The sequence below is a fragment of the Brevundimonas vitisensis genome (assembly GCF_016656965.1).
Taxonomy (GTDB): domain Bacteria; phylum Pseudomonadota; class Alphaproteobacteria; order Caulobacterales; family Caulobacteraceae; genus Brevundimonas; species Brevundimonas vitisensis.
Map to the genome: position 1 here is coordinate 275,331 of NZ_CP067977.1, position 14,881 is coordinate 290,211.

General features: G+C 64.9%; 11 protein-coding genes and 1 tRNA gene. 7 read left to right on the forward strand and 5 right to left on the reverse strand.

All coding sequences use genetic code 11. The features are described from left to right. Positions 1-12: 12 nt before the first annotated feature. Positions 13-1,647, reverse strand: coding sequence for an alpha-L-fucosidase (locus tag JIP62_RS01325; protein ID WP_201103171.1), 1,635 nt, complete (start codon positions 1,645-1,647; stop codon positions 13-15). Further along, entirely contained in the window at positions 1,644-3,899 is a 2,256-nt protein-coding gene (locus JIP62_RS01330) for a WD40/YVTN/BNR-like repeat-containing protein (protein ID WP_201103172.1), read from the reverse strand. Before JIP62_RS01330 ends, JIP62_RS01325 begins: the two co-directional genes overlap by 4 nt. 248 nt (positions 3,900-4,147) lie before the next feature. On the opposite strand from JIP62_RS01330, the gene JIP62_RS01335 reads away from it, so the two are divergent. Both JIP62_RS01335 and JIP62_RS01340 read left to right on the forward strand, forming a co-directional pair. Further along, positions 4,148-6,712 carry a glycoside hydrolase family 3 protein gene (locus JIP62_RS01335; protein ID WP_230974813.1) on the forward strand — a complete coding sequence of 855 codons (2,565 nt, stop codon included), beginning with the start codon at positions 4,148-4,150 and terminating at the stop codon, positions 6,710-6,712. Between the two features lie 39 nt (positions 6,713-6,751). Further along, on the forward strand, positions 6,752-8,320 hold the full coding sequence (locus tag JIP62_RS01340) for an alpha-N-arabinofuranosidase (protein WP_201103173.1): 1,569 nt from the start codon (positions 6,752-6,754) through the stop codon (positions 8,318-8,320). 16 nt (positions 8,321-8,336) lie between these two features. On the opposite strand, the gene JIP62_RS01345 is transcribed toward JIP62_RS01340, so the two are convergent. The 3 genes from JIP62_RS01345 to JIP62_RS01355 all read right to left on the reverse strand — a co-directional run bounded on the left by JIP62_RS01345 (position 8,337) and on the right by JIP62_RS01355 (position 11,344). Next, positions 8,337-9,404, reverse strand: a complete 1,068-nt coding sequence (locus JIP62_RS01345; protein WP_201103174.1) for a PA0069 family radical SAM protein — start codon at positions 9,402-9,404, stop codon at positions 8,337-8,339. Between the two features lie 133 nt (positions 9,405-9,537). Continuing rightward, a tRNA-Asp gene (locus tag JIP62_RS01350) sits at positions 9,538-9,614 on the reverse strand. 95 nt (positions 9,615-9,709) lie between these two features. After that, positions 9,710-11,344, reverse strand: a complete 1,635-nt coding sequence (locus JIP62_RS01355) for an AbgT family transporter (protein WP_201103175.1) — start codon at positions 11,342-11,344, stop codon at positions 9,710-9,712. Between the two features lie 197 nt (positions 11,345-11,541). Here JIP62_RS01355 and JIP62_RS01360 point away from each other — a divergent pair, with 197 nt between their 5' ends. The 5 genes from JIP62_RS01360 to JIP62_RS01380 are packed head-to-tail and all read left to right on the forward strand — an operon-like array spanning position 11,542 to position 14,848. Next, positions 11,542-11,919: an NADH-quinone oxidoreductase subunit A gene (locus JIP62_RS01360; protein ID WP_201103176.1), complete on the forward strand. Its 378-nt coding sequence runs from the start codon at positions 11,542-11,544 to the stop codon at positions 11,917-11,919. Beyond that, positions 11,889-12,494 carry a NuoB/complex I 20 kDa subunit family protein gene (locus JIP62_RS01365; RefSeq protein WP_201103177.1) on the forward strand — a complete coding sequence of 202 codons (606 nt, stop codon included), beginning with the start codon at positions 11,889-11,891 and terminating at the stop codon, positions 12,492-12,494. The genes JIP62_RS01360 and JIP62_RS01365 overlap by 31 nt, the downstream gene beginning before the upstream one ends. Beyond that, entirely contained in the window at positions 12,491-13,162 is a 672-nt protein-coding gene (locus tag JIP62_RS01370) for an NADH-quinone oxidoreductase subunit C (protein WP_201103178.1), read from the forward strand. Before JIP62_RS01365 ends, JIP62_RS01370 begins: the two co-directional genes overlap by 4 nt. Then, positions 13,159-13,569: a hypothetical protein gene (locus tag JIP62_RS01375; RefSeq protein ID WP_201103179.1), complete on the forward strand. Its 411-nt coding sequence runs from the start codon at positions 13,159-13,161 to the stop codon at positions 13,567-13,569. The genes JIP62_RS01370 and JIP62_RS01375 overlap by 4 nt, the downstream gene beginning before the upstream one ends. 49 nt (positions 13,570-13,618) lie before the next feature. Next, entirely contained in the window at positions 13,619-14,848 is a 1,230-nt protein-coding gene (locus tag JIP62_RS01380) for an NADH-quinone oxidoreductase subunit D (protein WP_201104467.1), read from the forward strand. The last annotated feature ends 33 nt before the right edge of the window (positions 14,849-14,881 follow it).

The following is a 14,881-nucleotide window of genomic DNA, read 5'->3' on the forward strand; positions in this document are numbered from 1 at the left end:
AACCTGGCTGTGTCAGCGCGTGAGGCCCTGGCCATGCAGGGCCAGGGCGGGGACGAAGGCGGTGGGACGGGTCTGCCCCAGGGTGACGATCAGAGCGTCGGCCGTCTGGCGGAAGGGCAGGGAGCTCCCGCCCAGCAGGTCGACGCGTTCGATGCGCGGGGCGTCGGCGGTGCCGAGACCCAGCGACCGGATGACAACCTGTCCGTCCTGCGGCCAGTCCAGGGCGAACGCATAAAGGGTCTGGCCGCGCGTGGTGAAGCGGATGTCCTGAGCCGTCCAGGGCCGCGCCTGGCCTTCGCCATGCATGCCACCCTGAACCTCGGTCGGACCCTCGCCATAGATGCGCCAGGGACGGGTCTCGAAAATCGCGGGACCATTGACCGCCATCCAGGCCGCGATATCGGTCAGGATCGCCCGTTCATCGGAATCGATTGAGCCGTCTCCGCGCTGGGGAATGCTCAGCAGCAGGTTGCCATTCTTGGACACCACATCCACCAAACGCTGAATCACACTGGCGGCCGGGACGTAATAGTGGCCGGTGAACCGGGCGCGGTTGTAGTGCCAGTCGCCGATGCAGGTGTCGGTCTGCCACGGCTCGGGCCGCAGGGAATCCGAAAAGCCCCGCTCCACCGTCTCGGTGATGCCCCGCCGCTGATCGGGCTCCAGCCGCTTTCCGTTGACGACTGGCAACTCGCCCCGCCAGCCCAGCGAGGCATTGTAGTACTCGGCCGTCGCCTCCAGCCCGTAGCGTCCGAGGGGCAGGCCATAGTTGTCGAAATAGACCATGTCGGGTCGGTATTTCGTGATCAGATCCCGCTGGCGGGCGACCCAGGAGCGCACGAAGGCCGGGTTGTCGGCGGGCGGATCCTCGATCCACTGACCATCGCGGGCATCGTGCCAGGCGTTCATCTCTGCGATGGAGCCGATGCCGTCCGGCGGGGCGAAGGTCGGGCCGGTGTAGAGTTCCTGCGGATCAAGTCCCTCCCACCAGGTGCCGACGCCGTCGACACGGGTCAGCCGGGCCGCGTCATAGCGCACACCCGTCAGCGGACCTTCGGCGTCATACCCATAGGCCGTCTGCCACCAGTGCCAGGCATGGGCTGCGTGGTTGGATACCCCGAACCGCAGGCCACGCGCCCGGACAGCCTTTTCCCAGGTGCCGACAATGTCGCGTTTGGGGCCCACCCGCATGGTGTTCCAGGCGTGATGGGCGCTGTCGAACAGGTCGAGATTGTCGTGATGGTTGGCCATCGACACGACATAGCGGGCGCCTGCGGCCTGATAGAGGTCCAGCAAGCTCTCGGGGTCCCACTGATCGCCCTTCCACCGGTCGATGAACTCCATGAACCCATACCGCGAAGGGTGGCCATAGGTCGCGACGTGGTGCTCGTAGAAGGGATTGCCCTGGATATACATCTGGCGGCCATACCAGTCGCCGAACTCGGGCACGCACTGGGGCCCCCAATGGGACCAGATTCCGAACTTGGCATCCCGGAACCAGTCGGGTGTCCGATAGCCTTCGATCAGGCTGTCCCAGCTTGGGCGAAAAGGGCCGCTGGCGGTCACGCCGCCCGGTGATGTGGCACAGGCGCTCAGCAGCGGCGTCGCCGCGCCTGCACCGATCAGTCCGCGCCGCGACAGGTTCATACCGGGTCTCCATAGACGATGCCGCGACCGTCGGTCGCCAGATAGACACGCCCCGCCATGCGAGGATCGCCGGCGATAGCGCGGAAACGTCGGCCAAATTCGGTCCGCTCGTCATTGACCCGAACCCATGACTGACCGCGGTCGGCGGAGCGGAAGACCCCGCGCACATCGCCGCGTCGTCCGATGGCAAACAGCATGGGATAGGTTGACCCATCTGGGGCCTTGCCGAAGTCCATCGCCTCAACCGCCAGACCGCCGTCCACACGAGCGAAGCGCTGGCCGCCGTCGCGACTGTTGTAAAGGCCAGCGCGCGAGACCAGCCACAGGTCGCCATCGAAACCGGGTGTCGCCTTCAAGGGAAAGGCTGTCTCGCGCCATGTCGGCCGGTCCTCGGCCACGTCCGGCAGGCCACGGCTGGCGACCGAGGCGAAGCTTTCCGCCCCGTCCACGCTGACGAACCAGCGTCCCGTCTCGAAATCCAGGGCATAGAAAAGCTGCGGGTCGCGGCGGTCGGCGACCGGTCGCAGGCGCGGGGGCAGTCCGGATACCGGTCGCCAACTGGCCCCTCGATCACGCGAGAACATGACCTGTGGTGTCATCAGGACGAAGGTCGATCCATCGGCCGACACCGTGATCGGCGCATCGCGATACAGGTCCATCCGGGGGTGGTCGGGAGATGGAGCATCGCCACCGGACGCGGGTCGTGGTCGCCCCAGCGGCTTCCAGCTCAGGCCCGCATCATCCGACCAGGCCAGGGTCGAGCCATCGTGACCCTCAGACGCCACGCCCTCGTGCGGGGTTCCGCTGCGCACGACGATGTTGGGCGCGGCTCCGGCCCAGTCGATCTGGTTCGTATTGGCAAAGACGGGCGTAGTGAACTGCCGCACCGGCGATACGCCCAGGTCTTCGTGCGCGAAGCCGGAAATGTCGCCGAAGCCGCTGAGAAGATGCGGGCCTGCCGCCGGACTGGTCAGGGTGATGACCGCGGTCTGCTCGATCCCCTCGACCCAGGGCTTCCACAGGGTGCCGCCATTCGCATCCGGCACGGACACATCGTCAGTCGCATAGATTGTCGCGCCGGTCGCATAGACGGCTCGACGCCCGTCGAACGGATCAAGCGCCAGGGCGGCGATCCACCAGCCGAAGTCCGGCTCGGGATTGCCCCAGTACAGGAAGGGCGTGGCCGAGACGTCGCGGCGGGACTTTTCGCGCAAACTGGTCCAGCGGCGACCGTCGTCGGTGGAGCGCCACAGGGTGTCGCCCGGATTCCAGCGGTTCATACTGGACACCAGTACCGTGCCGGGGTTCTGGCGATCGACGGCCACCCCCATGAAGCCACCGCCGCGATCATTGTCCGGGCGGGGAGGGGAGACATCGACCAGGGCAGCGTCCGAGCGCGTTTCCAGCCGCGTCACGGCGCCGCCGGTGACGCCGTTCGGGCCCATGCCCCGGCACCAGGTGGTGAACAGCACACCGCGATCGTCGATCTCTGCCTTCACCGGCGACAGGCCCTCGGGAGCCCCCTCGATTTTGCGCCAGGTGCGGCCGGCATCGTCGGATCGGTACAGACCCTGACCGTCAGCATCGGCGACCCCTACGAACAGGCTCTGCGTCAGGCTGCCCCGCTGACCGGTGGTCGGGTCGAAAACGACAAAGGCCAGACCCGCGTTCGTGGGGTGGTCGCGGCGCATCCCCAGACCCGACCACGGGAAGCTGCGGACCTTCTGCCATGTGCGGCCCCTGTCCTGCGACCGTTGCAGGCCGTCGTGCCGCGATCCGAAAAACAGGACGCGAGTGTCGTTGGGGTCAACGGCCAGCCGTTCGCCCAGGCCGCGGCCGTCTTCATTTCCGCCCATGGCGAAGTCGACGGGCACGGTCGTCCAGGTGTCGCCCCGGTCGGCCGACCGCAGGATGGCCGCTTCGCCGCCACTGTGCATGCCCACGGCGGCGTAGACGACATCGGCATCCTGCGGATCCGGTGCGATGCTTTCGACGCCCATGTAGCTGGAGACTGGATTGGCATCCTGAAGCGGAATCCAGCGGGCCAGGGGGTGGTCCCATCGGTAGGCGCCGCCCATGTCGGAGCGAAGATAGGCCAGGTTCCGCTCTGCCCGGCTGAAGACGATGCCGGGGACAAATCCTCCGCCTCCAACCACGACGTTTCGCCAGCGGTAGGGCGCGGCCTGGGCTTCAGTATTGGCCATATTCGGCGCGACAGCGGCCAGGCCCGATGCAGCGGCAGTGAAGCCCACGCCCCGTCTAGTCAATGTTTCCAGCACGCGGTTTCCTCCTGGGGCGCGACGGTTGGCCGTCGGCTGGTAGCGCTAACATTATTGTTGACATGATTGCCGCTGGTGGATCAAGTTGCATAGGTGAAATGACGCGCTCACCCCTCCTCCCCGGAGTGACTTGACGTTTCGCGACACCCTGAACGAACTGTCGGAGCGTCCTTCCCGGCCGCTCCGACCTTTTCGTCGATCGTGCCGGGAGGAGAGCCCGAATGACCCAGAAGCGTCGCATTGTCGCCGCCACAGCCATGGTGTGCCCCTTGGTTTCGCTTCTTGCCGCCTGTGCCCTGATGCCGGACAGATCGCTGTCGGATCGGCCCCAGCCTGTGAACTATGTGTCGTCGCAGGACTCCATCGTCACCGAGGCTGCGCGCGCGCATCCGGAAAAGTGGCCCGAGGCTGGGTCGCCCTCGGCCATGACGGATGCCCAGACGGAGGCCTTCATCACCGAGCTGATGGGCCGCATGACGCTGGAGGAAAAGGTCGGGCAGACGATCCAGGCCGATATCAGCGCCATCAAGCCCGAGGACCTTCTGACCTATCCGCTCGGCTCGATCCTGGCCGGCGGCAATTCTTCGCCGGGCGGAAATGAAAGGGCCAGCGCTCAGGAATGGGTCCAGCTGGCCAGGGATTTCCGCGCGGCGGCCGAGGCGCGCCCGGGGGCTCGTGTGCCGCTGATCTATGGCATCGATGCGGTGCACGGGCATAACAACGTCGTCGGCGCGACCATCTTTCCCCACAACATCGGCCTGGGGGCCGCGCGCAACCCGGAACTGATCCGTCAGATCGGTGAAGCCACAGCCATCGAAGTGGCGGTGACGGGCGCCGACTGGACTTTCGGGCCGACCCTGGCCGTCCCGCGCGATGACCGTTGGGGGCGCGCCTATGAAGGTTATGGAGAAGATCCAGAGATTGCTCAGAGTTACGCTGGCCCGATGACCCTGGGCCTTCAAGGCGAGCTGCGGAGCGGACAGCGCATTCAGCCGGGCCGTATCGCAGGTTCGGCCAAACATTTCCTGGCCGATGGAGGAACGACGGGTGGCAAGGACCAGGGTGATTTCGCCGGCACCGAGCGTGAGCTGATCGAAACCCATCTGTCCGGTTATCCGGAGGCCATCGACGCCGGGGTGCTGTCGATCATGGCCAGCTTCTCCAGCTGGAACGGGATCAAGCATTCCGGCAACGAGACGATCCTGACGGGCGTGCTGCGAGGGCCGCTGGGCTTCAACGGCTTTGTCGTTTCCGACTGGAACGCTCACGGTCAGCTGCCCGGCTGCTCGAACGAGAGCTGCCCTTTGGCCTTCAATGCCGGCATCGATATGCTGATGGCGCCGGACAGCTGGAAGCCGCTGTACGAGAACACCCTGGCCCAGGTGCGGTCAGGCGAAATCCCGATGGCACGCCTGGACGAGGCCGTCCGGCGCATCCTGCGGGTCAAGGTCAAGACGGGCCTGTTCGACGACGACCGCACCTATGAAGGCCGTGTGGAACTGCTGGGTTCGCCCGAGCATCGCGCCCTGGCGCGGCGTGCGGTGCGTGAATCGCTGGTCTTGCTGAAGAACGAGGGCTCGGTGCTGCCAATCCGGGCCGGCGCGCGAATCCTGGTGGCAGGGGCGGCCGATGATATCGGTCAGGCCTCGGGCGGGTGGACGATCACCTGGCAGGGCACGGGCAACAGCCGGGCTGACTTTCCCAACGGCCAGTCTATTTGGGAAGGCCTCAAGGAAGCAGTGGAAGCCGGTGGGGGCCAGGCGACCTTCAGCGCCGACGGCAGCTATACGGACCGTCCCGATGTGGCCATCGTCGTGTTCGGCGAGACCCCTTATGCCGAGTTTCAGGGCGACATCGAAACCCTGGACTTCGGGCCGCAAGAGCCGCTTGAGATGCTGCGCCGGTTCAAGGCGGCCGGCATTCCGACGGTGGCTGTCTTTCTGTCGGGTCGACCGCTTTGGACCAATCCGGAGATCAACGCCTCCGACGCCTTCGTCGCGGCATGGCTGCCCGGCACCGAAGGCGGCGGCATTGCGGACGTCCTGATCGGCGATGTTGAGGGACGCCCGCGCCACGACTTCCGCGGCACCCTGTCCTTCAGCTGGCCCAAGACCGCTGTGGGAGAGCCGCTGAACCGCGGCCAGCCCGGATACGATCCTCAGTTCGCTTACGGCTATGGGCTGTCCTACGCACGACCGGCCTCAGTCGGGACGCTGTCGGAAGTCAGCGGTGTGGCCGAGGTGGTGTCAAGCATCGATCGCTATTTCGTCGATGGTCGTTTCGTTGCGCCCTGGTCGCTGATGCTGCGTGACGACGGAGGCGAGTTCCGTCTGGGCCTGGAATCGCAGGGGCGTTCGCCGCGCGGTGCCGTCTCCGCCCGATCCGGCGACGGTCAGGCTCAAGAGTCGGCTCGCATCCTCTCCTTCGATGTGCCGTCCGGCCAGACCGCACACGCCCTGATCGCAGCCGCACCAGTGGACCTGACGCGGCAGGCGAACGGAGAGATGGCGATCGCCTTCCGCTATCGCGTCGATGCGCGGCCGACCGGCACTGTGCGCCTGACTCTCGGCGACGGATCGGTGGACATAACCTCGATCCTTGGATCGGCACCTGTCGGAGAGTGGCGCGTCGTCAAAGTCCGGTTGTCGTGTCTGCGGGACTCCGGGGCGGCCATTGCCGCGGTCGATCGGCCCTGGGGGCTTCAGGTCTCAGGCTCCATGACCGTGGCGGTGGAGGATGTCCGTCTGGCTTCCAACGAAGGTGACGCCGTCTGCCCCGGCGCATAGGGGCGAGGATCGGCTTTTTTCCAACTTGATGAGGCGTCGATGACGTTCACGCGGCTGCTCATATCCGGCTCGGCTCTGGCGGCTGCGCTTCTCGGGTCATCCCTGCCGGCTTGGGGCCAGACGGTCGATGCCACGGCCACGTTGAACCTTGAGCAGCCCGGAGCCGTCATCGCGCCGGAAATCTATGGCCAGTTCATGGAGCAGTTGGTAACGGGCATCGACGGTGGCGTCTGGGTCGGGCCGGAGTCCGACATCCCCAACACGCGCGGCTTTCGAAACGACGTGGTGGGTGCGCTGAAAGCCCTGGACGTGCCGGTCGTGCGCTGGCCGGGCGGATGTTATGCCGACATCTACCACTGGCGGGACGGGATCGGGCCGCGCGATCAGCGCCCCGTCACCCTCAATCGATGGTGGGGTGGGGACGAGGTGACCAACGGGTTTGGTACGCATGAGTTCTTCGACTTCGCCGAGCTGATCGGAGCCCGGACCTATCTGAGCGTCAACATGGGGTCAGGAACCGTGGCCGAGGCCTCGGACTGGGTCGAATATATATCGTCGCCAACGCATTCGACCTTGGCTCAAGCGCGCCGGGCAAATGGGCGAGATGAACCCTGGCGGATCGACTATGTCGGCCTGGGAAATGAGCCCTGGGGCTGTGGCGGCCGGATGAGAGCGGCCTATTACGGTGACCTGATGCGGCAGTTCGTCGGCTTCGTGGCGCCGTATGGCCAGAAGGCCCAGATGGTGGCGGCCGGGCCCAATGCCGTCGATTACGACTGGATGCGGACCCTGATGGCCAATCCAGCCGATTTCGACGCGCTCTCGCTTCACTACTACACCTTGCCGACGGGCGACTGGGCGGCCAAGGGGCCGGCCCTGGGGTTTGATGAGGGCCAATGGGCCGCCACCTTCGTCCAGACCTACAAGATCGAGGAGATGATCGTCCGCCATGACGCGATCATGGATCAGACGGATCCGGACGCCCGGGTCGCGTTGGCGGTCGACGAATGGGGCACCTGGTACGATCCGACGCCGGGGTCTCAGGCCGGGCACCTGCAACAGCAGAACAGCCTGCGTGATGCCCTGCTGGCGGCCGTGAACTTCAACATCTTCCACCGGCACGCAGACCGGGTGCGGATGGCCAATGTCGCTCAGATGGTCAATGTTCTTCAGGCCGTCATCCTGACGGATGGGCCGCGTATGGTCCTGACCCCCACCTATCATGCGTTCGAGATGTATCGCCCCTTCCAGGGGGCCACGGTGCTGCCCTTGGCCATTCGCGCGCCGGAGTATGTGGAGGGGGATGCTCGCCTGGCCATGCTCGATGGTACGGCGGCGCGCGGGCTGGACGGCCGCGTGCACGTCGCGCTGGTCAATCTTGATCCGCGCCGCGAGGTGACCGTCACGGTCGACATCACAGGACCACGGGCACAGGCCGTTTCCGGGCGGATACTGACGGCCGATGTGATGGATGCGCACAACAACTTCGATGCCCCCGATACGGTGCGCCCTGTCGCGTTTCACGGCGCAGCCGTGTCCGGGCAGGGACTTGTCGTCAGAATGCCGGCCAAATCCCTGGTCGTACTGGCAATCGACCCGGCGACCTGAGCGGGCTGGCAGGGGTTCAGTCGAACAGCTCCATCTGGGTGCGGGCGTCGCGCGGTACGCGGAAGCGACTGACGTCCAGGACGTGGCGCTCGCCCTCCAGCCCATAGCGTTTCACCGCGGCCTTGAACCGCGTGGCAATCAGCTCTGCGACCGGACCTGTGCCCTTCATGCGCTGGGTCCAGTCGGCATCATAGTCACGGCCCCCGCGCGTCTGGCGGATCAGGGACATGACCCGGGCCGCGCGCTCCGGACGGGCATCGGCCAACCATTCTCGGAACAGGTCCTTGATCTCGAGCGGCAGACGCAGCGTCACATACATGGCTGTTGTGGCCCCGGCCTTGGCCGCCGCTTCCAGAATCGATTCCATCTCGTGGTCGTTCAGCCCTGGGATGATCGGTGCCACGCCGACCCCGACAGGAACGCCGGCCTCCGCAAGCGCCCTGATGGCATCCAGGCGGCGGGCAGGGGTGGAGGCCCGCGGCTCCATCGCTCGGGCCAGGCCGCGATCCAGGGTGGTGATGGAGACGAAGGCCGTGGCCAGGCCATCGCGCCCCATGGGGCCCAGGATATCCAGGTCGCGCGTGATCAGCCCTGACTTGGTGATGATGCTGAACGGCTGGTTGAACCTCTGCATGACCTCCAGGATGCCGCGCGTGATCTTCTGATCGCGTTCGACCGGCTGATAGGGGTCGGTGTTGCCCCCTATGTGGATGCGCTTGCAGACGTATCGACGCGCAGAGAGCTCCTGTTCCAGCAGACGTGCCGCTTCGGGCTTGAAGAAGATCCGGCTCTCGAAATCCAGGCCCGGGGATAGGCCCATCCAGGCATGGGACGGACGGGCGTAGCAGTAGATGCAGCCATGTTCGCAGCCCTTGTAGGGGTTGATGGATCGGTCGAACCCCACGTCGGGGCTGGTGTTCTTGGTGATGAGCGCGCGTGCGCGCTCTGGCGTCAGCGTGGTTCGGAGCGGCGGCGGGCTGGCGTCCTCGGGGGTCCAGCCGTCATCGAACGCCTCGACCGCGTTTGCCTCATACCGTCCGGTCGCGTTCGTCCGCGCCCCTCTTCCTTTTGCCGCTTCGGCCATAGGGAGAGGATAAAGGCAGAATGGAACAAAGCAAGAACAAAAAAGTCAGCGATAATGGCGTGGCCAAACCACGCCCGCTGTTCAACAAAAGGGAAGGGGGGGACGCGCCATTCTTTCAGACCGACTGAAAGAATGGCGCGAGTGACGGGGCTCGAACCCGCGACCTCCGGCGTGACAGGCCGGCACTCTAACCAACTGAGCTACACCCGCGTTGCCCGCTCACAACGTGTTTGCGTCGCGGCGAGGGGCGTCGTTTAGGCGGCGACACGTCGGGGTGTCAAGCGCACTGATGACAGTTTATCGGATCATTTTGTGGAGACCCCCGTACCGGCCACGACGGCGGGCTCCGCCGGGCCCGCCGTGCCGGTAATTCCGCTGTCGACCGGCGCTGAAACTTCAGCTTGCGGGGCGGGCGGGTCGTAATAGACGCCAACACCCGGCCCCAGCGGCAGATCGAGGGCCACCCACACGGCGACCATGGTCAAGCCGGCGACCAGGAAGGCTCCTGCATAGGGCAGCATGGTCGACATCAGCGAGCCCAGGCCAAATCGAGGATCCCACCGCTGCGCGAACGTCAGGATCAGCGGGAAATAGCTCATCAGAGGGGTGGCGATGTTCGTGACGGAATCACCCATCCGATACGCCGCCGTCGTCATCTCGGGGCTGATCCCCAGCAGCATGAACATGGGCACGACGATCGGGGCCAGAGCCGACCATTTGGCCGAGGCCGAGCCGATGAACAGGTCGAAGAAGCAGGACACCAGCACGACCGAAATCAGAAGCAGGGGCGTGGGCAGGGCGATGGTCTTCAGCTCGGCTGCCGCATTCACCGCCAGAATGGGTCCCAGGCCCGACCAGTTGATCATGGCGACGAAGTGGGCGGCAAAGAAGGCCAGCACGATATAGGGGGCCAGCTGTGCGATTCCTTCGCCCATCATTCGAACCATGTCGCGATGGGACTTCACCGTTCCGGCTCCCGCGCCATAGGCCCCACCGGCCAGGAAGAAGGTCATGGCGAAGAAGGCGATCAGCGAGCGATAGAGCGGGTTGAACTCCTGACCCACCTCGGCCTCCGGATCGATGAAGGGTGAGCCGGGCATCAGCGTCAGAAGCGTCCACAGCGCCAGCATCCCGAGAATGGCCAGGCCGGCCCAGGCGAGGCCTTTCTTCTGTTCGTTGGTCAGGCGTTGATTTTCCACCTTGGTTGTGGGGGCATTGGCACCGGCTGGCGGCGTCCACTGACCCAGGCGTGGCTCGATGATGCGGTCGGTGATCATCCAGACGATGGGAGTGAAGACCAGCACGACGCCGATGATGAAGAACCAGTTCCCGGCAATGTTCACCGAATAGGTCGGATCGATCAGCCGCGCCGCCGGCTCGGTGATGCCCAGAATCAGGGCGTCCTGTGACCCTGGGAACAGGTTTCCGGCATAACCGCCCGATACGGCCGCGAAGCCTGCTGCCAGTCCGGCCAGGGGATGACGGCCGGCCGCCGCAAAGATCACCGCGGCCAATGGGATCACCACGACATAGGAGGCGTCGGACGCATGGTGGGACATCATGCCGACGACCACCACGATCGGGGTCAGCAGGGCCTTGGGTGCATTCAGCAGGGCTCCGCGGATGGCAGAGTTGAACAGGCCCGTACGCTCGGCGACCGAGGCCCCGTAGATAATCGTCACGACAATGGCCAGCGGCGGAAAGTCGGCCAAGGTGCGCGGCATGCCGATGATCAGTTTTTCGAGGTTCTCGCGTGAGAGCAGGCTTTGGGCGACCAGCGTCTCTCCGGTCACCGGATTGATAGCCGACCAGCCCAGGCCCGAGCCGATCAGGCTGAGGACCACCAGGCCACCGATCAGCCACAGGAAGAGAAAGACCGGGTCGGGAAGCCGATTTCCGATCCGTTCGACGCCGTTCAGTATGCGGGTGCCCAGGGCCATGTGCAGGTCCTTATCGTCGTTCTGGAGGAGGAACCGCCAAGGGAGCGAGTTCAGATCGGGAATGCAACCTCAAAGCTTATCGCCTTGCGAACCACTCTCAACAAATGTCCTTTCGTCGCATGGGTTTGAACGGCGACGGGGTTGGGTCTAGAAAGCGCCGAATCCGCCTCCTTCCCCGGCGGTCGAGGTCGTCTCGAATGAATGAATTTCTTCTCGAATATCTGCCGGTCGTGATTTTTCTCGGCATCGCCGCCCTTGTGGGCATCCTCTTTATGGTGGCGGCCTGGGCGATGGCGCCCAAGAATGCCGACTCCGAAAAGCTGTCGGCCTATGAGTGCGGTTTCAACGCCTTCGACGATGCGCGGATGAAGTTCGACGTCCGGTTCTATCTGGTGTCGATCCTGTTCATCATCTTCGACCTGGAAGTGGCCTTCCTGTTTCCCTGGGCTGTGTCGGTGTTCGACCTGTCCAAGGGCGGGATGATCTTCGCCTTCTGGTCGATGATAGTCTTCCTCGGCGTTCTGACGGTCGGCTTTATCTATGAATGGAAGAAGGGAGCTCTGGAATGGGAGTGATCGCACCCAGCTCGCCGCTTCCGACCACGGCCTATGGCCAAGGTGGCCGGTCGATGGTCGAAGGCTATGACCCCAAGGTCCATGACAAGTTCTTCGAGGCCGTGAACACGGAACTGGCCGAGCAGGGATTCCTGACGGCCTCGCTCGACGATGTGATCAACTGGGCCCGGACCGGCTCTTTGATGTGGATGACGTTCGGTCTGGCCTGCTGCGCAGTGGAAATGATCCAGGCGTCCATGCCCCGGTTCGACCTGGAGCGGTTCGGCATGGCCCCGCGCGCCAGCCCGCGCCAATCCGACCTGATGATCGTGGCGGGCACCTTGACCAACAAGATGGCTCCGGCCCTGCGCAAGGTTTATGACCAGATGCCGGACCCACGCTATGTGCTGTCGATGGGGTCGTGCGCCAACGGCGGCGGATACTACCACTACAGCTACAGCGTTGTGCGCGGCTGCGACCGGGTGGTGCCGGTGGATGTCTATGTGCCGGGCTGTCCTCCGACGGCTGAGGCGCTGATCTATGGGCTGCTGCAGCTTCAGAAGAAGATCCGCCGCACCGGGACGATCGAGCGATGAGCAGCTTGGCCAACATTGCGGCGCGTGAGAGCGCCCTGACGCCCCTGGGTGCCGAGATGGTCGGAGAGCTGGGCGTCGAGGCTCAGGTGGCCTATGGCGAGCTGACGCTGATCGCGACGCGCGAGCGCATCGTGAACGTCATGACGGCCTTGCGGGACCGTTTCGGTTTCCAGCAGTTGCTGGATGTTTGCGGCGTGGATTTTCCGGACCGGCGCGAACGGTTCGAGGTGGTCTATCACCTTCTGTCGATGACGCGGAACGCGCGCCTGCGGGTCAAGGTCACGACCGACGAAACGACGCCGGTGCCCAGCGTCGTGTCGGTGTATCCTTCCGCCGACTGGTTCGAGCGCGAAACGTTCGACATGTATGGGGTGCTGTTCTCAGACCACCCGGACATGCGCCGGATCCTGACCGACTACGGCTTTCAGGGGCACCCGCTGCGCAAGGATTTCCCCATGACCGGCTATGTCGAGGTCCGGTACGACGAGGAGCAGAAGCGGGTGGTGTACGAGCCCGTCAAGCTGACCCAGGAATTCCGTAGCTTCGACTTCCTGTCGCCTTGGGAAGGGGCCGAGTACCCGACCGACGTCCTGCCGGGCGATGAAAAGGCCCTGGGAGCGGGACCCAAGCCGACGACGCCGCCAACCAAGACCAGTAGCGGCGCATGACCATGAACCGCACGGCGATCCGGTCGGCGTCATCCTTTTTTCTGGTGACGTTTTCCACGGCCTTTCTGTTCACCCTGGGCGCGCGGCTGACAGGCTGGTTCACGCGCGCGCCCGAGGTCGAACAGTCCCAGCTTTCGATGCTGGGCGTAGCCATCATGATCGCCGTGGTGTGCCTGGCCGTTGGGGCCGGCATCCGTCGCCTTTCCGCCGGGGAGCTGCAGAGCGCCTTGCTGGGGGCGTCCGCCGTGCTGCTTTCCACACCCCTGGCCATCGCCGTCCTGACCGGTGACTGGCAGATTTCGACCGCCGCCGTCTCGGGCATGGGTGTTCTGACCCTGGCGCTGGGCTGGCTGGTGGCGCTGACCCGCAAGGTTCCGGCCCTGCATGAGGATCACATCGATGGCTGATGGCCATAACCCCCCAGCCCCGCTCGGGGCCACTGACGTGTTCGATGGCATGGGTCCGCAAGACGGGCCGCATGACGGCCGGACCGACCACGCCAAGGCGCTGGACGATCGGAAGTTCACGATCAATTTCGGCCCGCAGCATCCGGCCGCGCACGGTGTGCTGCGGTTGGTTCTGGAGCTGGACGGCGAGATCGTGTCTCGCGTCGACCCGCACATCGGCCTGCTGCATCGCGGCACCGAAAAGCTGATGGAGGCCCGCACCTACCTGCAGAACGTGCCCTATCTGGACCGGCTGGATTACGTCGCGCCGATGAACCAGGAGCATGCCTTCTGCCTCGCCATCGAGCGGCTGCTCGGCATCGAGGTGCCTTACAGGGCACAGCTGATCCGGGTTCTGTATTCCGAGATCGGCCGCATTCTGAGCCACCTGCTGAACGTCACGACCCAGGCCATGGACGTCGGCGCCCTGACCCCCCCGCTGTGGGGGTTCGAGGAGCGCGAGAAGCTGATGGTCTTTTATGAGCGAGCCAGCGGCGCGCGCCTGCATGCCAACTATTTCCGGCCCGGCGGCGTCCATCAGGACCTGACGCCGGCCCTGATCGACGACATCGGCCACTGGTGCCTGACCTTCCCCAAGGCGCTGGCCGATATCGAGTCCCTGGTCACCGAGAACCGCATCTTCAAACAGCGCAACGTCGACATCGGCGTGGTGTCCAAGGAGGAGGCCCTGGCGTCGGCATTCACCGGAGTGATGCTGCGCGGCTCGGACATCGCCTGGGACCTGCGCAAGTCGCAGCCTTATGAGTGCTACGCCGATCTGGAGTTCGACGTTGTCGTCGGCAAGAACGGCGACTGCTGGGACCGCTATCTGGTGCGCATCGAAGAGATGAAGCAGTCGGTGCGGATCATGGAGCAATGCGTCCATAAGCTGCGCAACTGCCCCGGCGAGCCGGTGATGGTCGAGGACAACAAGATCGTCCCGCCGCGTCGTGGTGAGATGAAGCGGTCGATGGAAGCCCTGATCCATCACTTCAAGCTCTATACCGAAGGTTTCCATACGCCCGAGGGCGAGGTCTATGCGGCGGTGGAAGCGCCCAAGGGCGAGTTCGGCATCTATCTGGTCAGCGACGGCACCAACAAGCCGTATCGCGTCAAGATCAGCGCGCCGGGCTTCCGCCACCTGCAGGCGATGGACTGGATGAACCGGGGCCATATGCTGGCGGACGTTTCGGCCATCCTGGGGTCGCTGGACATCGTCTTCGGCGAGGTCGATCGCTGATGTTCCATTGTGATCCGGTCGAAGGCTGCCTGA

Bases quoted from the DNA above. Each gene is read 5' to 3' on its own strand.
- JIP62_RS01325 (WP_201103171.1), bottom strand. From the start codon at position 1,647: ATGAACCTGTCGCGGCGCGGACTGATCGGTGCAGGCGCGGCGACGCCG.
- JIP62_RS01335 (WP_230974813.1), top strand. From the start codon at position 4,148: ATGACCCAGAAGCGTCGCATTGTCGCCGCCACAGCCATGGTGTGCCCC.
- JIP62_RS01340 (WP_201103173.1), top strand. From the start codon at position 6,752: ATGACGTTCACGCGGCTGCTCATATCCGGCTCGGCTCTGGCGGCTGCG.
- JIP62_RS01345 (WP_201103174.1), bottom strand. From the start codon at position 9,404: ATGGCCGAAGCGGCAAAAGGAAGAGGGGCGCGGACGAACGCGACCGGA.
- JIP62_RS01355 (WP_201103175.1), bottom strand. From the start codon at position 11,344: ATGGCCCTGGGCACCCGCATACTGAACGGCGTCGAACGGATCGGAAAT.
- JIP62_RS01360 (WP_201103176.1), top strand. From the start codon at position 11,542: ATGAATGAATTTCTTCTCGAATATCTGCCGGTCGTGATTTTTCTCGGC.
- JIP62_RS01365 (WP_201103177.1), top strand. From the start codon at position 11,889: ATGGAAGAAGGGAGCTCTGGAATGGGAGTGATCGCACCCAGCTCGCCG.
- JIP62_RS01370 (WP_201103178.1), top strand. From the start codon at position 12,491: ATGAGCAGCTTGGCCAACATTGCGGCGCGTGAGAGCGCCCTGACGCCC.
- JIP62_RS01375 (WP_201103179.1), top strand. From the start codon at position 13,159: ATGACCATGAACCGCACGGCGATCCGGTCGGCGTCATCCTTTTTTCTG.
- JIP62_RS01380 (WP_201104467.1), top strand. From the start codon at position 13,619: ATGGGTCCGCAAGACGGGCCGCATGACGGCCGGACCGACCACGCCAAG.